This is a genomic window from Echinicola sediminis (assembly GCF_054777495.1).
Map to the genome: position 1 here is coordinate 62,441 of NZ_BAAHAP010000013.1, position 22,934 is coordinate 85,374.

Genomic DNA, 22,934 nt, shown 5'->3' on the forward strand with positions numbered 1-22,934 from the left:
AAGGTGGCAGCCTTATTTTTTTCAATCTAAGAGGAATTCCCAGAAGGTAGGCGGGGAATTTCCCAAACGGAAAATCAATATTGACCAAAAAGATGAAGCAAGACGATCAAACCACAGTAAGTAAAGAAGCTTTGGACGGGGGAACTTATGAAATTATTCGCAAGCGGTTGAATGGTCATAAGGAGGACTTGCAGAAGCGATTGCATAAATTAAACGATGCCCGGAAAACAGTTTTTGGCTCCCTTGAGACAAAGTTAATTGCAAATAATCGGGTCAGTACTGAAAATAACTGTGTGGCCCGAGATATCATTTCCTTGGGCAATACCTGTATTTTTGGCTATAATGTGCATTTCGGCCTTAGGACCGATATTAAGTTGTCTGATGTATTCAGCATCTATGAGTTCAAGGACAATCGGTTTGAACCCGTATCATTGACCTTATTGGAAGATGAGGCTTTTATTAATGACTTTTCCAATCTGTACAAATATTATCGAAACACCATTTTTGCCAAGTTTGCCATTATCGGCAATTACCTCCATATGGTTTTTCAGCTGAGTGACAGTGTGACGGACATCAAAACATTCAAATGGTTGATTGCCGACAGGCAGCTGAAATACATTGATAACCGAAGCGAACACGAATATAAATTTCCGAAACAGCACCAGTTCAACTGGGAGGAAGCGACCAGGGATATGCAACGGTACGGACAGCATCCCCATGTGTCGATTTTGGACAAGGTGTTTGTGGAAACGATTGGCGGTGATCTGACCATCAAGATAGAAGACAATACCGATGATGGCATGGGTATTTTTTCCGAGCCGGTAGATTATTCTGATCAGACCTTAGATGATGGCCAGATAAGGTTTGCTGACCTGGGTAATTTGATAGTGTTGGAGATCAAACCTTTCCAGGAAAAGCCACGCTATTTTGTGTACAACCATAAGATGCAGGAAGTACAAAAGATAGATTCCATAAAAGACGCAGCGGTTTTGCTTCCAGATGATCAGGGCATCATCTTTCCCAATGGCTATTACCTTCAGACGGGTGAATACCACGTTTTTAAGAATGAGCTGGACAGACTCAAGTTTCAGGGAACGGTGGCATCTCCCAATGGAGAAGACTACCTCTTTAAGTTTTATGCCCCTGAAAAAGGAACCTATGTCCTGATGGATTATAATGTAATTGAACAAGAAATCAAAACCCCAATTGTTTGTGGAGGATTCACCGTTCTTCCCAACGGAGAGCTGTGTTACTTTAAAGCAGAAGAGGAGCAGACCAAGCATCATATGATGCAGATATGGCAAACAGCCTATTTGGAAGGAGATATTTTGCCATCACAGCACCAGGACAGCTTTTTGTATAAGATAGGTAATAAGGATATCGTCAAGGCCATGGCAGAGTCCCATGAACTGATTGTCCTGCTTAGCAAGGAGGATAATTATGATGGTCTTTATAGTGATATAGCAAAGGTTTCTAAGGATATCCTGGATTCCTATTACTGGCTTGATGAAGCATCAACCGCCCAATTGAACCAGCCCTTAAAATCCATCAATGAAGCTGCCAATGCGGCCATTGATGAGTTTCAGAAGGTGGTTCAGTTAAAGAAGAATGCGGCCGGAAGGACCAAAGAGATTCAAGAAAAGTCCCAAGTTCTATTTAGCAAGATAAAAAGCGCATCTTTCAGAAGCATAAATGAATTTGTGGAAGTGCTTTCCCAGTTAAGGGCATTGAGGGGGGAAGTGATCAGCCTTTATGAAATCAGGTATGTGGATGAGGCGTTTCTAAAATCCTTGGAAGAAGAGATTGGGGAACAGACCCATAAAATTTCCAGAAGATGTGTGGCCTTTTTGTTGGATGAGAAAGCCCTGCAGCCATATCATGAGAAGGTTATTGAAAAGCAGCGGGAGCTTGAAAAGATCAGTAAGGTGGTAGAGGCCAAGAAACTGGAAGAGGAGGTCAATCAAATTGCAAAGGACCTGGAGATGCTGATAGACATCGTTTCTAATTTGGAGATAGAAGACACCTCACATTCTACAAAAATAATTGATAATATTTCATTGATTTTTGCCACCATTAATCAGTTGAAGGCGGCTATCAAGAATAAGCGGAAAAGTTTGGGAAGCAAAGAGGCCAAAGCAGATTTTGCTGCTCAGCTCAAACTGATCGATCAAAGTATCATTAACTATCTGGACATTGCCGCTACACCTGAGAAATGTGACGAGTTTCTGACCAAAATAGGTGTCCAACTGGAGGAAATTGAAGGGAAGTTTGCCGATTACGAGGAATTTGTTACCGACATTATAGAGAAGCGCGAGGAGGTATATAATGCTTTTGAAAGTAAAAAAGGGGCTATCACCGAAAAGCGGAATAAAAGGGCCATAGCCCTGAAGACAGCTTCTGAAAGGATCCTAAAAAGCATTGGGAAAAAAGCCGATAGCTTGAAGTCCGTAGCTGAGATCAATGGATATTTTGCCGCAGATCTCATGGTGGGCAAGCTGAGGGACATCGTTGATCAGCTGAGGGAACTAGAAGATAGTGGTAATGCGGAGGAAATAGAAACTTCCTTAAAGACCAGCCGAGAGGATGCCCTCCGAAAGCTGAAAGATAAGCTTGACCTCTATGAAGACGGGGAAAATATCATCAAATTGGGCAAACACAAATTTGGGGTAAACCGTCAGGAATTAGACCTTTCTATAGTTACCAAAAACGGCAAGCTTTGCTACCATTTGAGTGGAACGGATTTCTATCAGGAACTCGATCATAAAGTTTTGGACGGAAGTCAAGCTTACTGGAACCAAGAGTTTGTGTCAGAAAATGGCAAGGTATACAGGTCCTCCTATTTGGCTTATAAGTTATATAAGCAGGAAGACCCCGATAGCCTCGCTGCATTGGGTGAGGCCGATTTACTGAAAGTGGTACAGGAAGAAAGCAGCAGTAATTATGCAGAGGGATATGTCAAAGGCGTTCATGATGAAGATGCAGCAAAAATCCTTAAGGTATTGGTCCAGAAACATCATGAGCTAAAAATTCTGATCTATACTCCAAGGGTTCGAGCTTTTTCCCAGTATTTTTGGCATAGTTTGGAGGCAAAGGCCCAAGAAGCCTTTAACCATTCCATAAAGGCTTCAGGTTTGGTTCTGAAGTATTTTCCTACCTCACGGGAATATGATTTTCTGATTGAAGAACTAAAACAGGCTATTCAGCACTTTGGTGAGCACACTGGTTTATTTGGCGCAGAGCATGTTCATGCAGCGGCACATTACCTGTTTGATGAACTTCAGGGGGATGATCATTTTGCCCTGAGCGGTACAGCGGCCGGATTGGGTGATGAGTTTAAAGAAATGCTCCAAAAGAAAAATGCCCATGAACAATTTTATAGTAATCTCGAAAGGCTGGGAAATGCCTCGGCGAAGATCAAGTTGATCAGGCAATGGTTGAAGGCCTTTGTCAAGGTAAAGGGACAATTTCTTGCCTTGGATTATATCGATGAGGCATCATGTAATTTACTTTATCCTGAAGTGAAAAGGAACCTGATTGAAGCGAGTCCTACCGCTAAAATTACTGGGCTCAAGGGAGAGCATGCGACTATTCAAGAGGGGGGGATGAACTTTGATTTTCATCAATTCACGCAAGCACTGGATCATTTTGTGGTCTATGAGGTGGAAGCTTATAATGCTTTTAGAAAGGCAAAGCACCAAGTGGTCGAGGAATTACGGGATCAGCTGAAACTGGAAGAATTCAAACCGAGGGTATTGACCTCTTTTGTAAGGAACAAGTTGATTGACCAGGTTTATTTCCCCTTGTTTGGGGATAATCTGGCCAAACAGCTTGGAAGTGTCGGGGATAACAAGCGTACCGACAGAATGGGGATGTTGCTGCTGATTTCACCTCCCGGCTATGGTAAAACCACCTTGATGGAGTATATCGCCAACCGCCTTGGCTTGGTCTTTATGAAAATCAATGGGCCGGCCATCGGACATGAAGTGACTTCGGTGGATCCGGCTTCTGCGAATAATTCAGCTGCTAGGGAGGAATTGAAAAAGCTAAACCTGGCTTTTGAGATGGGGAATAATGTGATGCTTTATCTGGATGATATCCAACATTGTAATCCGGAGTTTTTGCAGAAGTTCATTTCTCTCTCGGATGGGACCCGGAAAATCGAAGGAGTGTTTAATGGCAAGCCAAAAACCTATGACCTTAGAGGAAAGAAATTCTGTGTGATCATGGCCGGTAATCCCTATACAGAGAGTGGGGAGAAATTCAAGATCCCGGACATGTTGGCCAACAGGGCGGACATCTATAACCTCGGCGATATCATCGGGGATACTGCCAGCCTGTTCAGGCTTAGTTTGGTGGAAAATGCATTGACTTCCAATACGGTGTTGCATCAGCTCAGTAGTAAAAGCTTTGAGGATGTCTACACTTTGATCAATAGGGTGGAGAACGGAGCTGAAAACGGCGAATTGAAGGGGAATCATACTCCTCAGGAATTACAGGATTATGAGTCGGTATTGAAAAAGGTACTGAATATCAGGGATACCGTTTTGAAGGTCAATGAGGCATATATCCGTTCCGCTGGTATGGAAGATGAATACCGTACCGAGCCGGCTTTTAAACTACAGGGCTCCTACAGGGATATGAACAAATTGATCGCCAAAGTGGTGCCAATTATGAATGAGGTAGAACTGGACGGTTTGTTATTGGCCCATTATGAAAATGAATCACAGACCTTAACCGCGGCTGCAGAAGCCAATCTTTTGAAATACAAAGAATTGAGGGGAATCCTTTCTTCGGAAGAACAGGACAGGTGGGATTCCATCAAAACCACTTTTAGGAAGAACAATAAGTTAAAAGGGTTTGGAAATAAAACTGAAATGGCTCAATTACTGTCCCAAATGATGGCTTTCAGCGAAAACCTGGAAGGGATCAAAGCTGTTTTGCAGAAGGGGTTTGAGAGGTAAGGAAGTAAATTCTGTGTGGTGTTATGGAGTAAAAGGGTCGGGATTTCAAATCCCGACCCTTTTCTTTTTATAAAGTCCTTTAACCTAAATGCCTGTTTTAAAGTGACTATGGTTCGGCTTGCAGAACATGTAGCCGTGGTCAATATAACGTCCTGCGGGAGCTAATGTCAAAGGGTTTCTAAGTACATTGATCAAGCGGGTATAGTCGGTGGGCGGATTGCCATTTTGAATGTCTTGGTTTCTCAGCAGCACTTCGTTATGAAGAATAGTGCCAATACTTGAAGCAAAATTGCCCGCTTGGCCATTGGTAATGGCATTGGCTGTACTGCTTGCTCCAAAGCTGGTGGTACACTCATAAGGTGCGTGGAAGGCGATGTTTTGTGCATTTACGGTGCCTCGGGTGCCTCTACCCAGGTTTTCCAAACCATCGACTAATCTGGGAGTGCATCCGGAAAAACAAGAAATATCAACTGTAAACCATCCGCAAGCTTTTTGGGCAAGAGCTCCGTAGTTTCCCGCATGGAACGTGTTTCGGAAAATAGATGGACCTGATTGGGCGCCCACCACCCCTGGGCAAGGGCTTCCATGCCCACTGAGCACTTCAATGACCAATTCTTTTCCTGCTCCGATAGCTGTCCGATGGGCGTTGATGGCATTATTGACGGCAGTATGTTCGGTTCTGTTATGGGTTCTTGCGGCATTGATTTCCGCTTGGCTGGGTTTGTAAATGGTAAAGCCGCCCACAGTAGTTGGGCTTGGGATGCTTTTCATATAGGGCGTGATATGGGTGAGGTTGCATCCCAAAGTTGGCAGCTCGTCGGCAATGGGATCCGCATCAAACTCAAACCATACTTTTTTGGAATAATCAATCAGCAAAGCTTCACATCCACCGCCTCTTTGTGGGCAGTCAGGAGGAGAAGCAGGGGTGGGGGGAGTTGTCACCACGGTGCTGTCTTTTACTATTTCTTTCTCCCTTTCCAAATAAGCAATGGGAAGATAAAGATGGTAATCATATTTTAAACCCACTTTTATTCTAAGATCAAAGTAATCCTGGTCAAATTCGGTGGGTAGGTAGATGTCATAGGTCGCATCGTTTTGTCCGACTTCAATGGGCCATTCCTCATGTCCAGAGCTGATCGAAATATCAAGTTCCGCCCAATTGGGGATATAAAGTTGGAGTTCATATTCTGCCAACCCCAGATAGTTTGCCGCGACCCAAAATTTGGAATACGAACAAGAAAGGTAGGGTTGGGAAAACAGGGTGAATTCCTCTCCACTGCTCTTTTCTAGGTAGGCCTCTAACAAGCCCTGGTCTGTTTCGTTGATTTCTCCATTGCCATCGATATCACCAGCCACAGCACAAGGGGTTGAACCAATTTCTCCGGTACTGAGCAGCTGTCGGATAGTTTCCAGATCGTTGGAATCCACCTTTTGATCTTCGTTAAGGTCTCCTATGGTGAATAATGGGGTGAAGTTGGCAGGCAAATTTTGTAAAGCTACACTAGGTTCCTCAGCGGGAGCGTGTTCCAAGAGGGCCTCTTCCGTAATAGGAATAACTGATTCCTGGTCTTCAGTTCCTCCCCCACAGGAAATTAACACAAGGAGGAAGGCAGAAAAGAGATAAGATGCTTTCATGATTTCCAAGGTTTTAGTTAAAACAAACTATGATCAAATGTGGGCAATGGTTAATCAGCCCATTTTTAGCCTGTAAAAGAGTTATTGTGCTATTATTTGATCCTTGTTAATATGAGGCAGGTGGTAAAGGATGGAGGTAATAAGCTTTCGGTTACCGTTCTTGATAGATTAAAATACAAAAAACAGGGGATATTTACTAATTGATCAAAAAGTAGGGGCAATATAGTTAATCCCCGGCAAACTGACCATGAGGGTGCAGTCCGAGAGAAGTGCCAACATTCGCTCGATCCATCTCCAACTAATTAAACAGAGGAGAGCAGTTTTTACCAATTGTAGCCACTAAAAATCAATAAGAACTGTTTCTTTTAAAATTCCCCAATGACCATTTACCAGTAGCCAACAACCAATAACAAACAAGCCATTCACTAATGGTGATGGTCGTTCTCATAATGTTCCCTGATCAGGTCCCTTCCAAAGTCCCCATCGAAATCCCTCCAGACAGAATGGATATGGTTGGCCTTGTTTTGGGTATTGTCAAATTCCACCAGAAAAGTCTTCCCCTGAATCCTATAATAATGGCCTATACCAGGCGATGTGGCTCCCGCCCAGGCAAAACCGATAGCATTCAATTCCTCCTCCTTTAGGCGCTCCATCCGTTTTGTGGCCAAGGCTTCGGGCATATTGCTCAGGTATTCGTTGATCAATTCCAACAGAATAGCGCGTTGGCTTAGGTTCAGTTCTTCGTATTTAATCCCGATAGGATGTAAAGGATCTACTTTACTGTTATTTGAGGTGATGATGTCAGGAAAGGCTTTTTCCTGTAAAATGGCCAAATCCTGTTGCTTCTTATCGAGGGAATTGATCAAATCAAATCCTAGGTCCTCTTCTCTCTGAAGGGTACGCTCTCCTTTTCTTTTTCCACTTAAAATAGTGGCTGGATTGGCTCCCATAAATCTCGGTGCAGCGGATATTTCCTGGTGGTGTACCGTGAAATTCAATGATAGGTGGTGTCCTTCAAAAGACCAGGCCCACAAACTGTCTTTGGCAGGGTTCCCATAGAAGGCAGCGTGGTATTTTTCCGGGTCACGCATTTCGGTGTTTCCGGAAAGCGCTGCAAGTACATTTTCCAGGTCTATGATTTTCATGGATTTATTGTACCCTGATTCTGACAGAAAAGAACGGAGCAGCTTGAATAATTGGTTTTTTTGGTCGGTATCCAGCTCGTTCAATTGGATTCCGCTCCTTTGGTACATCGTTGATGGGAAATAATGCCAAGAGGATTTGGAAGCATGATCAAAGGGCATTTGTGCTTTGCTTCTTTGTTCCTTGGTTAAGGAATTCAGAAAATCTATTGCCAAGTCAGGGTTTGAAAAATCACAAGCGAGCAAACAGGAAACCGCGCAGGCTGCTAAAAAAAGAAATAATGTTTTCATGGTTTTTTGGGGTTTTAGATACTACAGTTATAAAAGATAGTGGTAATTGCCCATTTCCATCTCACCGTATATGTAAAAATTAGGGGCTCCTATGTAGAAACGTATGATCTCCTGGTCAGATTTTAAGAGAGCGGTTGATTGTTCAATGGATTGAATGGTTAACTGACTCTAAAGAGAGACTTCGTTTTTTTACTAGCTAAAGGAAACCTGTCAGGTTTGGTAAGGAAAGTCCATAGATGGAAATTTGAAACCTTACAACCTGACAGGTTTTACCTGTTTAAATGGTCAATCAAAATTCCTTTTCACCAAATTCACTTTTGATAAAGCGGGATTTATTTTTCAGTTGGTTGAAGGTATAGCTGATATTGATCATGATCATGTCCACTTCATAAACGTAATTGGTGGTGGTATAAAATTCATTTTCCCTCCATGTGGTGATGCGCTGCTCGTTGGTGTCCAGCAAGCCCATGTCCATATTGAGCCATTGGAGGGTTGTGCCCAAGCGGCCATCCAGAAAAGTCTTCTTTAGGCTTAGGTTAGGAGAAAGGAACCGGCTGTCCTTGCCCTGAGCGGTATTTCTGTCGGATAAATAGTTCACCGTCCACTGCAAGCTTAAGGTGGAGCTAAGGTCAAAGCTGGTATTGGCATTGATGGAATACACCCAGCTGGAGGTGTTGACCGGCCGGTTATCAAATTCCCCTTTGATCCGGTATTTATAAAGATTACCTCCAGCAAAGACTTTCCACCAAGAGGTAGGATTGAGTTCCAGGCCCGCTTCTAACCCGAGGGACCTTCCGGAACCCACATTGGAGTAGATCCTGTTGAGTATGGTGTCATTATAAACGGTATTTACCCGGTTTACCAAATTGTTGATATGATTGTAGTAGGCCGTTGCGAAAAGGGAATTGCTTCCGAAGTCCTTAATAACACCTAGCTCTACCAAATCAATAAATTCAGGCAGTAGAGTAGGGTCACCCTGCTCCAATGTCTCCGAATGCTCTCTTTCGGGGAAAGGGTTCATTTTAAAAGTAGTGGTTCTTTGTATCCTTTTGCTGTAGGCAGCTTTTAAGCTCAGGTCATCCTTCACGGCATATTTTAGACTTGCAGAGGGAAAAGGCTTGACAAAATCGTAATGATACGTGGTGTCTACTGTACCTGCTTTGTCCTTTAAATCCAAGCTTCTGTCCATGTACTCCATCCTTAGTCCGGCCGAATAAGTCCATTTGCCTTTTTCTCCGGAAAGCTGTCCATAGGCAGCGTGAATTTGACGCGAAAGGTCCACATTACTGGAGAATTCAGGAACCAGTTCCCAGTTTCCTGAAGCATTGTTTTTCCGCTCGTAAACGAAGTCGCCTGTATGATTAAGGTTTCTGAATTGGTAGCCAAGCTCAAAGGTACCTAGTTTGGTGGCTGCTGAAGCATAATCCGTTTGGAAACGGATACCATGCAGTGGGTTGTCATTGGTATTGTATTCATCTTGATAGACGATACTGTTGTCGGGATGGCCCAAATTCTGGTTGACGGTAGGCCCGCCAAGCATGGTGTATTCATAGAGGAAGGAAGAACTCAATTTGGAGGAGTTTTTGAACGTGTGGGCATAATCAAAGCTGCCCAGCACAAAGTCTCCTTTTCGGATTCTGAGGTTATGGTTATAATATTGCATGGAGTAGGTTCTCTCTCCATTTATAATGGCGTGGTTGTCATAATAAACAATGTCTGCCAGCCTGTCTTTGCTTCTTTTGCCTCCATAAAAACCGAGACTGAAGTTGTTTTGCTTATTCGGGGTGTAGCCTACAGTGAAACGTCCAGAATAGGCTTTCTCATCAAAGCTTCTTTCGCCGTCAGAAGGAAAGTAGGTGGTCTTGTCACCATCAATGGTATACACCATTCCTTCTCTTCGTCCTGCAATGTCATTTCTCAGGTAACTGGCTCCCAAAGAAAGATCCCACTTGTCCTGTAAGTGGTTGATGGTGAAGTCAGCACCATAACGGGGAGAGTTTTCCTTGTTATCATAATTCTCAATGCTTGGCAGGCCAATTTTTGTGTTGACCTGGACAAAGGTTCCGTCGGTGGCCCCTTTGGAAGTGATGATATTGATCAATCCGGCTTTTCCTTCGGGGTCATATTTTGCAGAAGGAGCGGTCACCAACTCAATGTTTTCAATGCTATTGGCGGGAATTTGGCTGAGGATCATGCTTGGGTCTGCTTGAACAGGCTTTCCGTTGATCATCACGACAAAACCGGTAGTCCCCCTGACAGAAAGCTCTCCTTGGGCATTGATGCTTACCGAGGGCAGGTTTCGAAGTACATCGTTTGCCGTACCGCCTTGACTAGACTGAAAACTGGCAGCTGCATAGACCTGCCTGTCGATTTTGTGCATGGTGGTATAGCGGTCTCCAATGACTTCCACTTGATCCATCAGTTGCTGATGAGGGGCCAAGATGATTTCAGTCAGGTCGATGGTTTCCCCCTTTGCAAGGAAGATATTTTCGACCACTTTCTTTTCATAACCTAAAAACTGGGCGGTGAGGAAGTAGTTGCCTTTAGGCTGGCCTTTAATCTGGAAGTTACCATCCGCATCGGTCACTGCTCCTGTCACCAAAGAGCTGTCGGGCAGGGCATAAAGTGCCACATTTGCATATTCCAAAGGAGATTGATCTGTTGCATCCATCAATCTGCCTTTTACAACCGTTTGGGCTAAAGTAAGCCCGCAGACGATCGTAAAAAATAAGGATAAGAGTACTATACGCATAGTGATAAGTTTAAATATAAGTTTCCACAAAAGTAGGCAACCGAATCAAGTACTTTGCGGTAAAAATTTTCCGATAATGGTAAATTATTGCTCAAATGCCCTAGACCTGTACTCCAATGGGGTCAGTGTGGTCTGGGCCTTAAAGAATTTCACAAAGTTGGACGAGTCCGTAAAATTCAATTGGTAAGCTATTTCATTGACATTATTACCGGTATGGGTCAACAGGTTTTTGGCTTCAATTAAAATTCGTTCTTTTATGAGCTCCCTTGCTGTGGTGTTTACGGACAGTTGGCAGATCTTATTCAGTTTTTTCACAGAGATATTCATCATTTCGGCAAATTGCTCTACCTGTTTGACTTCTTTGAAATGCTCATTCAGCAGCTGTTTGAATTTGGTAAACTCGGTTGTATGGGCAGTCGAAGCAGCTTGGGGATCCTTACAGAAAGAAAGGCTTTTGATGATGACCAAGTTGAGAAAGGCGGTTAATACCTCTTTGGGATGGTTTGATTTATAGCCACTGTAGAACTCATCCAGGAGTTTAATGAAATCCCCGTTATCTGAGAGCTGAAATTGCTTGGGGAAGTCAAAGAGGCATTTTTGGGCATTAGGATAATGGGAAAGTATTTCTTCCTTAAACAGTAGGACATAGCCCTCCGGAATCCTGCTGAAATCCCAACAGTGTACCTGTCCTGGGCTCAGGTAAAAAGCAGTAGGAGGGATCACTTCAAACGTCTCATCACCGACGGTATGTTGGCCCGAACCTTTGAAAAGAAATATCAGTTCATGATAGCCTGCATGCTTATGCGGTCTGGTTGGTTTGATGACCGGTTTCATCCTTGAAATTTTCAAAACCAGTTCATCTTCCAACTTATTCTTGAAAGAAATTTCCATATTGCTTAGGGTTTTACCGTTGATGGACCATTTAGAACAGCCAGCGGATAAAATTACTATCATTTTTTTGGACTGATAGAAAAATTTTATGAGCGGTTCTGATTTGCATTATAGCAATATTGCATAGTGGTTGCTCTATATCGTGACTGATCATTATGCATTTCAGCAATCCACATGTCCCTTCGGAATTTACCAAGCGCTATTAAAGAGGATTACCGGCTCATCATGAATTGATGGTAGTAATTTTCAATGGCCTCTTTGCCCATGTTTTTATAGACCAAGATCTTATTTCTGAAACGAAGCTTTTTCCCTTGGGTGAGTTGTATCGGGGCTTTTCCTGGGAAAGCCAGGTTTTGCATGCTTTTGCTGCTACGGAGAATCCAGCCCTGATACTGAGGAAGCTGGTCCGGTTCTCCCATGATAACAATGCCAGAAAGGTTTTTTCCATCAAAAGAGCCTCTTAAATCCATCCAGGGCCCTGCCTGTACGGGGAGGTTTTGGGGAGTGATGGGCTGTCCATTTGAACTGAACCGGAGGTCTTCTGGAAGTGTTATCCTGGGGGAGAAACCTCCATAGCCTTTGGCATCCTCTGAGCCACCCAGCTCCAACTCATCCACCAAGGCAGTCAAAGTGATGTCGAAAGTCAGTGCAAAGACATCATTTTCCAGTTTTTCATACCTGATGATTACATTTTCTTCCAAAACTGCTTGTTGGTTTAAGCTGTCTGACAACCATTTTACGGTTGATTCCAGCCTTGCCGTACCATCAGTTATGTTGGTGTTGGTGTTGGTGACTTTCCAAGAAATCCCCTCACAAAACCAAGGATCGGCTATTCGCTTTCCGTTTACATAGAGCTGATGCCAGGTCCAGAAGATACCCCGGTGGTGAAAGTGATCTTCAGGGAAATCTTCTGTCAATATTTCTCCATTGAGCCCATAAAGTGGATGCACATAATTTGCCCTGGGATATTTGCCCGAAAGGGATTTAGTGGCTGTTTGATAAAAGAACCGGGGCTTGTTTTCTTCAGTAAGCAGAATTCCCTCATCGGTTTTTTTAAAAGCCAGGTTTTGAGCAGAAAGGTACAGGGGAAACAATAAGGTACAGCTGAGGATAAGGAAAGAAGTGATACTGGTTTTCATCAGTAGGTTTATTTTGGTTTGGTCCCAAAGATCAAGGCGCAGAATTTCAATTCCAGCGCTTTAGGGACCGTTAAAAATAAAAGCAGCAAACCGGATAAACCAATTTGCTGCTCTTAATTGTTCGGTAGCACCGAAATTTATTTTCTGCTGATGGCTTTCTTAGCCGCTTTGACAATATTGTCAGCGTTCAGACCATATTTTTCCAACAGATCTACTGGCTTACCGGATTCACCAAAGGAATCATCCACGCCGATAAACTCTTGCGGAGCAGGGTTGTTTCTTACCAAAGTCTGGGCTACACTGTCTCCCAAGCCTCCATTGTACTGGTGCTCTTCGGCAGTTACACAGCAACCGGTTTTGGCAACTGACTCCAGAATAGCTTTAGTATCCAATGGTTTGATCGTATGGATGTTGATTACTTCAGCGCTGATGCCTTCTTCTCTCAGTTTGGCTTCGGCCACTACTGCTTCCCAAACCAAGTGTCCAGTAGCAAAGATGGTCACATCCTTACCTTCGATCATTTTCCATGCCTTTCCGATTTCAAACTTCTGGTCTGCAGGAGTAAAGATAGGCCAGCTAGGACGTCCAAATCTCAGGTATACCGGTCCATGGTGCTCGGCAATGGCGATGGTCGCTGCTTTGGTCTGGTTGTAATCACAAGGATTGATCACGGTCATATTGGGCAGCATTTTCATCATGCCCAGGTCTTCCAAAATCTGGTGGGTAGCACCGTCTTCTCCCAAGGTCAAGCCTGCGTGAGAAGCGCAGATCTTTACGTTTTTCTCAGAATAGGCGATGGACTGACGGATCTGGTCATACACACGACCGGTAGAGAAGTTGGCAAAGGTACCCGTAAAAGGAATTTTACCGTTGATGCTCATTCCCGCAGCAAGGCCCATCATATTGGCCTCGGCAATACCTACCTGGAAGAACCTTTCAGGGAACTCCTTTTGGAAAGCGCCCATTTTAAGGGAACCGATAAGGTCAGCACAAAGTCCAACGACATTTGGGTTTTTACGCCCGGCTTCCAACAGCCCGTCTCCGAAACCGGAACGGGTATCTTTTTTTTCTGTATAAGTGAATTTAGTTTCTAACGTCTTTTCCATGATTGTTCAATTGATGGATTGTCGAATCGTTGAATGTTCGAAAGAAATTTGATTGGGATTTGCCCTGCTTCCACATTCAACGTTCATGATATTTCGTACTTAGTAATCGCCCAGGGTTTCTTCCAGTTGGCCCAAAGCATTTTCCAATTGCTCATCACTAGGAGCAATCCCATGCCACTTGTGCGTGCCCACCATAAAGTCAACACCATAACCCATTTCTGTGTGAAGCAGGTTCAATACCGGCTTACCTTTGCCCAGCAGTGTCCTGGCATATTCCAGTCCGGCCACCACGGATTCCATATCATTACCTTTTAGTGTATCGATCACTTCCCAGCCAAAAGCTTCCCATTTTGCCTTCAGGTCATTCAGGTCCATCACGGCTTTGGTAGGACCATCAATTTGCTGGCCGTTGAAATCGATGGTAGCGATCAGGTTGTCCACTTTGTGGTGCGGGGCATACATGGCCGCTTCCCAGATCTGGCCTTCCTGCTGCTCACCGTCGCCCATCATGGCATAAACAACACCTTCATCACCGTCTATTTTCTTGGCCTGAGCCGCACCGATGGCTACAGAAAGCCCCTGGCCCAAAGAACCTGAAGCGATACGGATTCCTGGAAGTCCTTCCTCGGTAGCTGGGTGGCCCTGAAGCCGGCTGTCGATCTTTCGGAAAGTCTTTAATTCATCTATATTGAAATAACCGCTTCTTGCCAGTACACTGTACCATACTGGAGAAATGTGTCCATTGGAAAGGAAGAAAAGGTCTTCTCCTTTACCCTCCATCTTGAAGTCGCTGTTATGTCTGAGTTGGTTAAAGTACAGTGCCACGAAGAATTCTGTACATCCTAGTGAAGCACCTGGGTGACCGGATTGTACATCGTGAACCATACGCAAAATGTCCCGTCTCACTTGTGAGGCGGTCTTTTTTAGTTGTTCGGTTGATAGCTTTTCCATTTTAAAGGAATTATTTAAGTATTTGATTTGAATGTTCTTTGGTTTTTACTTTCTCGATGATCTCATCGATAGTGCCTTCTTCATTGATGACAAAAGTGGTGCGGACAGTTCCCATGTAGGTTCTGCCATAGTTTTGTTTTTCCCTCCAGGTATTGTACAGCTCATGCACTTTTTTATCTTCGTCCGCAATCAGTGGAAAGGGAAGTTCATACTTCTCAATGAAGTTTTGATGCTTTTTTTGGGAGTCGGTGCTGACACCAAGTACAACATACCCAGCTTTTTGTAAAGCCTCGTAATTGTCCCTTAGGTCACAAGCCTGAGCGGTGCAGCCAGGGGTGTTGTCTTTTGGATAAAAATATAGAACCACTTTTTTGCCTTGAAAGTCAGACAGTTTTATGTTGTTTCCATCCTGATCTTTCGCTTCAAAATCAGGGGCCTTTTTCCCTACTTCTAGCGCCATGTTATTTTAGTTTATTAGTTAAGTGTGATTTTGACATTTAAATTTCTGAAATATTTTTCAATTTCCTAAAACTTCCGGTCAAAAACTGAATAATTTCCTGCATTGTCAGTGACTTTCAACTCAAAATGCCCCCTAAAGGGAGTATTGTCCAGCTGCTGCGTCCAAATCACCCCGTTTTTATGTTCGTACCGTAAGATCACCCATTTACCGTCTATCCTGGCTTCAAAGTCCTTAATGCCTGAAAGGTCATCCCGGATAGAAAATCTCAGCTGAGAGGAACTTATCCGGATCGGACGTATACTTGGAGGGCTATTATCTTCAACGAGTACAAAAGTACCAAAATTTTTTGTTTTAAATGTGATGTGACCATCTTCCCAAGTCCCTCCGACAAATCGTTTGTATCCGTTGGAGTAAAGCTGATAAACATCAACATGGTCTTTGGGGCCCTTAAAATCAGAAACATCCATTTTTACCTCGATTTCTTCCCGAAGGTAATCTTTGCGGTCTTCATTGATTTTAAGGGAGGGCAGTCCATTATAGGTGCTTCTTTCAGTATACAGGTAGATGTTTTTCAAAAGGGAGGTTTGGTCCACTTTAATATGGGTATGCCCGTCACTGAAGTAGAATTCTTTGCCAAAAGGAAGCTTTGCCTGTACTTTGGGGATGATTTTTTCGGTACATAAATCGATGGAGTCCGGTATGCCATAGTCCATGTCCCATATATAGGTACGGTACCTGGGGTCCTCATAGGCAAGCATGACATCCATCATTAGGCCATTTACATAAAAGCGGGCAAGTTTGTTGGTCTCTTGCTTGTCGGTCCTTATGATCAGCCAGTTGTCCACAAAATCTACCTTCCTGTTGGATGCCGCAGCGGACTTGACCTCAAAAGTTTCTTTTTCCCCCTTGAATTTCAGCGAGATGCTGCTTTGGTTACCAAATACATCTTCCAGCTTTACCTGCACGTCTTTGATACTGTCCGGAGCTGTTTCGATGCTTCCGCTGAACAGGCTGTCCGGGCTATAATAATCAAATTGATTATAAGGAGTCCTGTACAGTTTGGTATAGAGGTTATCATGGGTATGGGCCAAAAGGAACCTGCCCAGGTTAAAATCAATTTTGTCCACATTGATATCAAAGGTCTTTTGGCCGTTTTGATAGATTTCAAAATGGGGAAAACCGTTTTTGTTGTATACCCCGTCGAGTTTATCGTAGGCGCTCACTTCTATGCCCACCTTTCCGGTGATTTCAATGGGCTGATCAATGATGAACTGTCCAGCCCTGTAGTTGAGCTTGAGGATGGTCCTTTCAAATTTGCCATTGATGCGGCTTTCCAAGGTCAAGGGGGTAATGGCTATGGCTCTGACAGTAGGAGGGGTGCTGTCGAGGATCTCGGGAAAACCAAACTTGAGCGGGTCTATGGCCCTATCTAAAGAATCCCGTATTTCGAAATGTAAATGGGGCGCCATCGAACCGCCGGTATTGCCGGAATAAGCGATGATTTCTCCCTTTTTAACCCGCAGGGCTGTGGGCTCGGGATATACTTCCAGACTGTTTTGCTCGGCATCAGCCATTTTCTCCCACATGTACTGGGAAATAGTTTTGTTAAATTCCCTCAAATGGGCATACACGGTAAATTGTCCGTTGGGATGCTTCAGATAGAGGATATTCCCGTATCCATAAGAGGAGACTTTCATCCGGTATACATAACCGTCAGCGGCGGCATGAACGGGTAAACCTTCCCTTTGATCAGTTTTGATATCAATACCGCTATGGAAATGATTGGGCCGGATTTCGCTCATGTTTCCTGCCAGGTAGTTCCTTTCGCCAGGCTTTATGGGAAAGAGGTAATAGCCTTTTGTTGTTTGGGAATAAGCTGCCGCCCCTGCCCAAACCCACAATATCAGCAACAGGAGGAGTTTATTTAATCTCAAAATCCAATAATTTTTGGTCTTCAATATAGGCTTCAAGCCGATCACCTGCATTTACCTTTCCTACGCCGGCTGGGGTGCCTGTATAAATCAGGTCTCCTTTTTTTAAAGTGAAATACTTGGAAACGTATTCCAGGATGACTCCAAAATCAAAAAGCATCATTGAGGTATTGCCTTGTTGTTTGCACTGCCCGTTGATGTCCAGGTGAAAGTTGAGATTGTTCAGGTTCTTGAAATTACTTACCGGCAAGAAGTCTCCAATGGGGGCGGAGCCGTTAAAACCCTTGGCAATTTCCCAGGGAAGTCCTTTTTCCTTACATTCTTTTTGGATATCTCTGGCGGTAAAATCTATCCCAATGCCGATCTCTTCAAAGTAACGGTGAGCAAATTCCTTTTTGATAAATTTACCTTCCCGATTGATCTTGAGGACCAATTCAACCTCATGATGGATCTCATTGGAAAAATCAGGTAGATAAAAGGGACTATTGTTTTTCAATAAGGCAGTGTCGGGTTTTAGAAACACGACAGGATTGGAAGGTCTCTCGTTGTTGAGTTCATCTATATGTTCGGCATAATTCCGACCTATGGCAATGATCTTCATAAAAAGAAATTATTGGAGTTGTTATCGTTTTCACAAAGAAACTATATAAGGTCGGATTAAGAAAATGTTTGAGTTGGTTAATGGGATGAAAAAATGCCCAAACTAATTTTACACCTACCTTGACTCAAAGTCTTGGTAGGAGTTACTTATTTTTTGGATTGGGAAGCGGGATATAGGAATCATCCCCTTGTACCATAGGCCAATCTTTGGATTTCCAACCTTGTTTTGCCTTTTCTATGGTGGTCTTATCACTGGCGACAAAATTCCATTCGATAAAACGCTCTTCTGGAAAAGCTGGACCGCCAAAAAGGATGATGTGGCTGTTCTTCCCGACTTCCAAAGCACATTGGTTATCGATCTTCGATACTAGTAATTCCCCCTGTTTAACAAGGTGCTCACAAGCTTTGACCTGGCCCGCCACTACACATATTCCAATTTCACCTTTTAGCTGACCGGCGATATCCAAGCTGAAATTCTCCGAAGTCTTGATGTCGACCATGAAGAGTTCGGAATGTACCGGAACAGGAGATGTTTTGCCGTAACCTTCGCCGGCAACCAAGGTAAAGGAGGCTCCTTCACGCTGCCAAGAGGGGAGCTTGTCCGCATCGATATGATGGAAGGTTGGTGTGATGTTTTCCTTTTCTTTCGGTAAAGCCACCCATATCTGGTAGCCGTGCAGGGGATAAGTCTTTCCGTCCCTCATTTCAGGAGGAGTCCTTTCAGTGTGCGTGACGCCCCTTCCAGCTGTCATCCAATTGACAGAACCTGGTGAAATTCGTTGCTTGGTACCCAAACTATCCTCATGGATCATTTCACCCTCCAAGAGAAAAGTCAGGGTCGATAAACCTATATGTGGGTGCTGACCAATGTCCATGTACTTGCCCGGCCCCACAGTAGCAGGACCCATGTGGTCAATAAAGACAAATGGACCAACCATTCTTTTGTTGCGAAAGGGGAGTAATCTTCCCACGATAAAGTCACCGATATCACGGCTCCTTTCAGGAATGATCAGTTCGGTATTGGACATTTATTTTGACTTTAGGAGCTGCAATTTTGCGGTCTCCCAACTGAGGCCTAATGGAATGGGAGAGAAAAGTTTTTTAAGTAAAGAAGAGAACCGCTTTTTGGGCGATTTTTTAAGATCATCTTTTGTTACCTCAGGGTTTCTTTCTTTCGCCTTTTTGAGGTTATTCGTAGAGAATAATTTCAAGGTGAAATTTCCCTGGAAAACTTCCACTTCACAAATGTCCAAAGCAGTTTTTTTGAAGTCTTTATTGCCATACACCACTCTCACTTCTTCATCGGAAAGATTTTCCAAATCAGTGGATTGCCCAAAAGCTTTGAAGAGATCCGTGGTTTTCATCTCAGACTGACCACTCTTGGCATCATTTAGGTGTATCTGATGGATGATCTTTTGGGTAGCCCCATCTTTGACGCTGTCAATTGTGATGAGCCCGAAGTTGCTTTGAACAAACATCCCCGGGAGGTATTCCACCTTAATGGGCTTATTTGGTGCAAGCTCTAGTAATTGGATAAAGTCTGTAGTTCGCATAATAGTTGAGTACTTTTCAATACTTTCTTAAGGATACGAAATTTTCACCGATTGGATAAATAATTGGATCAAAAAAATCGTATTATTTACCAGTTATCAAGAATGAAGCCAAGTTTTCCATTGAGAAATAGAATTATGAAACCCTTACTGTGATGGATAGGAATAGTTGTTGGTTATCACAATACAGTAAGGGTCATGATGTTATGTTTTTTTGAAAGCGTAGCTGTCTTTTGGCAGGGCATTAATGGGAAGATAATCAACCTTCGTTTTATGCCTGATCAATTTTATTCCCTGCAGGGTAAAGTGAGCCGGCTGGTCAGTAAAGGCTTAGGAGCTTTTTTCAGTCCCTTCATATTCCTTTGCGGTTTCAGTCCTCTTAGGAGCCTGATACTGGGCGGACAGGTTTTGATTCGGAGAATCATAATACTTCTTTTTTAGCCAAAAAGAGCATTTTACAAGCAGGATCAATGCAGGAACTTCTATCAGTGGTCCCACTACTCCAACAAATGCCTGGCCACTTTGAAGTCCAAATACTGCAATGGCCACAGCAATAGCCAGTTCAAAATTATTCCCTGCAGCGGTAAAGGAAACGGCCGCATTTTGATCATAGCTTCCTCCCAAAAGCTTGGTGGTGAAAAAGCCAATAATAAACATGGCAAGGAAATAGAGCAGCAAAGGCACCGCTATTTTAATAACATCTAGGGGGATTTCTACGATCAGCTCTCCTTTGAGGCTAAACATAATGACAATGGTGAAAAGAAGGGCTATCAAGGTCAGTGGTGAAATGCTTGGAATGAATTTTTTGGAATACCAATCTTCTCCTTTGACCCTCACCAAAACAACCCTGCTAAGCAGTCCTGCCAGAAAGGGAATCCCCAGATAAATGGCCACACTTTCGGCAATCGTGGAAATGGAAATGTCTATGACGGCTCCCTCAAATCCAAAATAGGGAGGAAGTACTGTGATGAAAATCCAAGCGTAAAAACTGTAAGCAAAAACCTGGAAAATACTGTTCAGGGCCACCAATCCAGCTCCGTATTCCCTGCTTCCTTCTGCAAGGTCATTCCACACCAGGACCATGGCGATGCAACGGGCCAGTCCAATGAGGATAAGGCCTGTCATGTATTCGGGCTGGTCATGGAGGAATATGATGGCCAATACAAACATCAGAACGGGCCCGATTAGCCAGTTGAGCAGTAGGGAAATGCTAAGTATTTTGGTGTTTTTAAAAACTTTGGGGAGTAAGGAATAGTCCGCTTTTGCCAGCGGGGGGTACATCATAAGGATAAGTCCAATGGCAATAGGGATATTGGTGGAGCCGCTATTGTATTCATTGATAAGGGTTGATAGCTGGGGGAAACCATAACCTAATCCTACGCCTACAAACATGGACAGGAAAATCCAAAGGGTTAGGTATCGGTCCAGAAAGCTTAATTTTTTCATAAGGAGCTCTACTTATTTGATTTGGGAAAAGACATAAAACATCTCACAGGCAATCTGCATGGAGCGTTCATGGTATTTTTGGGACTCCAGGGGACTGTCGTCAAAGGCCTTGGGGTCTTCATATCGCACGGGGATTCTCTTTTCCGCACCAGGAATGTAGGGACAGTTTTCATCTGCGTGGGAACAGGTCATTACTGTCGCAAAATCTGCAGAGGGGCTGCTGGGGTCGTTGTACAGCTTGGAAAAGGCCAGGACAGGTGGGGCCTGTTTGCTAAAGGAAACAATATATTTGGGATTGTTTTGGCCCTCCTTCTTGATTTCAAAACCTGCTTTTTTCATGGCCTGCACTGCTCTTTCGTTAAATGCTGTCACTTCTGTCCCTCCAGAAAAACACTGGGCATTCAGCCCGTAATAGCTAGCGGCGGTTTGTGCCCAAATCTGGCTCATCTGACTACGGCGCGAATTATGGGTGCAAATGAAATTCAGTTTGACCAAACCGTTTTTGTCCTGGTTTTCCCGGATATACGTGATCAGTCCTTTCAGTTCGGCCTTTCTATCAGCGCTAATGGTATTAAAATCCAGCCCTTCGACGGTCTGCTGAAGAGCTGGGTAAAGTAAGTTGGTTTTCATAAGTTTAGATTAACAACAACCTGATTCAGGTGTACATGATGGTTCTTTTTTTTCGGTAAGCGATTTTAGGGAAACCCTTACTTTAGGTTTGGCAGGGCCACAGCAAGCGGCCGCTTTTTCTTCCTCTGTATTGGCCCGGTCCTTCGCCTTGCAGGTGGCGACGGTTTCAAATAATTTTACCGTCAGGGAATTTTCTGCAGGGATAATTTCTGCCACCGTAAGAATGGAAGTAGGGAAGGTGCTGTTCCCGTATTCGAACTTTATTTCCATATCTTGGAAAGTCGGACGGACATTTTCCACCACTTGAAATATTTTCAGGGCTTTTTGACCGTTGACTTGGTGGTCGGGCTCCAACGTGGTGTTTTCCCACAGTTGCACATGGGTTTCTTGCCATTGGTTGCGTACTCCGCCACAATCCACTGTGTCAAAGGAAACATTTTTTATTTCGGTAATATGAAAGTCGTCTCTGACGAATTTACCTTCCTCGTATTCAAATTTTAAGGGCAATTCAGGGTATTGCTCCAAGGTGTCAATAAATTCTTTGGTTTTCATCTTTTCTGTAGGTTAAATTGCAATATTACGATATATACGGTTAAATTTTTTTAACAACAAGAGTCGTTTGATTTGTCCTGGTATTGATCAAAAAGGGAGGTGAACAATTCTTTGATGCTCTGCCATTTTGTTGGATTGATACAATAACTTACAGAGACCCCTTCGATGGTTCCCTGTATGATCCCAATACTTTTTAGCTCCCTTAAATGCTGACTAATGGTGGCTTGGGCCAGGCCCAGTTCGCCGACCAAATCACCATTGATACAGGCATTGGTTTTCAGCAGATACTGGATGATGGCTACCCTTGCCGGGTGGGCAAAAGCTTTTGCGATGACTGCCAGTTCATTTTGTTCTTGGCTGAAGAGATCTGTTTTGGTTACTCCCATGGATGTGTAATTATATCGCAATATATCGATGTTGTTTAGGTTGACAAAATTATTCGTGAAAATTATTGCTGATAGTGGTTTGGGATGAACAGGTTTTTGACAATACACAATTATGCAATTGGCTTCAGGACTCGTAAAATGTTTCCCGCTGATTACGCTGATTTGCGCAGATTTTAATGCTTTATGATAAAAGATTTTAACTGCCTAAAGGTCGAATGACGGGAGATCTATCTGGCGCCAGACAGGTTTACACGAATTTTCTTTTTGTGGTATTACTAAAAGACTAAGGGACTTTCTACCAATTGGCGTATTTTCAAATTGAATATGAGCTTTATAAACAACATCAAACAGATATATCTGTGTTCATCCTTTTCATCAGTGCCTAATACTTCTATTCGTTCAAGTGAAGTTAAAATTGCTTACGGCCAGAAAAGATCATATGTTTATTAATAAATTGTTAATCAGTTAATCATTGGTTAATTTGTTCGTGAAAATCAGTCAGGGAGTGTGG

Annotated in this window: 17 protein-coding genes; 1 reads left to right on the forward strand and 16 read right to left on the reverse strand. The window is 43.5% G+C overall.

Annotated features, from left to right (window positions below):
- Positions 1 to 92: 92 nt before the first annotated feature.
- Positions 93 to 4,961, forward strand: coding sequence for a DNA repair ATPase (locus tag ACYVAA_RS05275; RefSeq protein ID WP_460539194.1), 4,869 nt, complete (start codon positions 93 to 95; stop codon positions 4,959 to 4,961).
- 84 nt (positions 4,962 to 5,045) lie between these two features.
- On the opposite strand, the gene ACYVAA_RS05280 is transcribed toward ACYVAA_RS05275, so the two are convergent.
- From ACYVAA_RS05280 to ACYVAA_RS05355, 16 genes are all read right to left on the reverse strand, one after another.
- Positions 5,046 to 6,596: a dockerin type I domain-containing protein gene (locus ACYVAA_RS05280; protein ID WP_460539196.1), complete on the reverse strand. Its 1,551-nt coding sequence runs from the start codon at positions 6,594 to 6,596 to the stop codon at positions 5,046 to 5,048.
- 425 nt (positions 6,597 to 7,021) lie between these two features.
- On the reverse strand, positions 7,022 to 8,029 hold the full coding sequence (locus ACYVAA_RS05285) for a DUF3500 domain-containing protein (RefSeq protein ID WP_460539198.1): 1,008 nt from the start codon (positions 8,027 to 8,029) through the stop codon (positions 7,022 to 7,024).
- Between the two features lie 289 nt (positions 8,030 to 8,318).
- The gene (locus tag ACYVAA_RS05290) at positions 8,319 to 10,781 is read right to left on the reverse strand and encodes a TonB-dependent receptor (RefSeq protein WP_460539200.1); all 2,463 of its coding nucleotides are present in this window, start codon (positions 10,779 to 10,781) and stop codon (positions 8,319 to 8,321) included.
- A gap of 84 nt (positions 10,782 to 10,865) precedes the next feature.
- Entirely contained in the window at positions 10,866 to 11,735 is an 870-nt protein-coding gene (locus tag ACYVAA_RS05295; RefSeq protein WP_460539202.1) for a helix-turn-helix domain-containing protein, read from the reverse strand.
- Positions 11,736 to 11,884: 149 nt separating this feature from the next.
- On the reverse strand, positions 11,885 to 12,811 hold the full coding sequence (locus ACYVAA_RS05300; protein WP_460539204.1) for a DUF6807 domain-containing protein: 927 nt from the start codon (positions 12,809 to 12,811) through the stop codon (positions 11,885 to 11,887).
- A 137-nt stretch (positions 12,812 to 12,948) separates the two neighbouring features.
- Positions 12,949 to 13,917: a transketolase family protein gene (locus ACYVAA_RS05305; RefSeq protein WP_460539206.1), complete on the reverse strand. Its 969-nt coding sequence runs from the start codon at positions 13,915 to 13,917 to the stop codon at positions 12,949 to 12,951.
- Between the two features lie 99 nt (positions 13,918 to 14,016).
- On the reverse strand, positions 14,017 to 14,868 hold the full coding sequence (locus tag ACYVAA_RS05310; protein ID WP_460539208.1) for a transketolase: 852 nt from the start codon (positions 14,866 to 14,868) through the stop codon (positions 14,017 to 14,019).
- A 10-nt stretch (positions 14,869 to 14,878) separates the two neighbouring features.
- On the reverse strand, positions 14,879 to 15,328 hold the full coding sequence (bcp, locus tag ACYVAA_RS05315) for a peroxiredoxin (RefSeq protein ID WP_460539209.1): 450 nt from the start codon (positions 15,326 to 15,328) through the stop codon (positions 14,879 to 14,881).
- A gap of 65 nt (positions 15,329 to 15,393) precedes the next feature.
- Complete coding sequence (locus tag ACYVAA_RS05320) at positions 15,394 to 17,262, reverse strand: M23 family metallopeptidase (protein WP_460539211.1); 1,869 nt, start codon at positions 17,260 to 17,262, stop codon at positions 15,394 to 15,396.
- The gene (locus ACYVAA_RS05325; RefSeq protein WP_460539213.1) at positions 17,249 to 17,860 is read right to left on the reverse strand and encodes a fumarylacetoacetate hydrolase family protein; all 612 of its coding nucleotides are present in this window, start codon (positions 17,858 to 17,860) and stop codon (positions 17,249 to 17,251) included. Before ACYVAA_RS05325 ends, ACYVAA_RS05320 begins: the two co-directional genes overlap by 14 nt.
- Positions 17,861 to 18,002: 142 nt before the next feature.
- Entirely contained in the window at positions 18,003 to 18,887 is an 885-nt protein-coding gene (locus tag ACYVAA_RS05330; RefSeq protein WP_460539215.1) for a pirin family protein, read from the reverse strand.
- On the reverse strand, positions 18,888 to 19,412 hold the full coding sequence (locus ACYVAA_RS05335; protein WP_460539217.1) for a DUF6428 family protein: 525 nt from the start codon (positions 19,410 to 19,412) through the stop codon (positions 18,888 to 18,890).
- 327 nt (positions 19,413 to 19,739) lie between these two features.
- A complete protein-coding gene (gene arsB / locus ACYVAA_RS05340; RefSeq protein ID WP_460539219.1) occupies positions 19,740 to 20,855 on the reverse strand; it encodes an arsenic resistance protein in 1,116 nt (371 codons plus the stop codon).
- A gap of 12 nt (positions 20,856 to 20,867) precedes the next feature.
- Positions 20,868 to 21,485 carry a low molecular weight phosphatase family protein gene (locus ACYVAA_RS05345; RefSeq protein WP_460539222.1) on the reverse strand — a complete coding sequence of 206 codons (618 nt, stop codon included), beginning with the start codon at positions 21,483 to 21,485 and terminating at the stop codon, positions 20,868 to 20,870.
- A gap of 9 nt (positions 21,486 to 21,494) precedes the next feature.
- Positions 21,495 to 22,037, reverse strand: a complete 543-nt coding sequence (locus ACYVAA_RS05350; RefSeq protein WP_460539225.1) for a DUF6428 family protein — start codon at positions 22,035 to 22,037, stop codon at positions 21,495 to 21,497.
- A gap of 50 nt (positions 22,038 to 22,087) precedes the next feature.
- The gene (locus tag ACYVAA_RS05355; protein ID WP_460539227.1) at positions 22,088 to 22,423 is read right to left on the reverse strand and encodes an ArsR/SmtB family transcription factor; all 336 of its coding nucleotides are present in this window, start codon (positions 22,421 to 22,423) and stop codon (positions 22,088 to 22,090) included.
- Positions 22,424 to 22,934 lie beyond the last annotated feature (511 nt).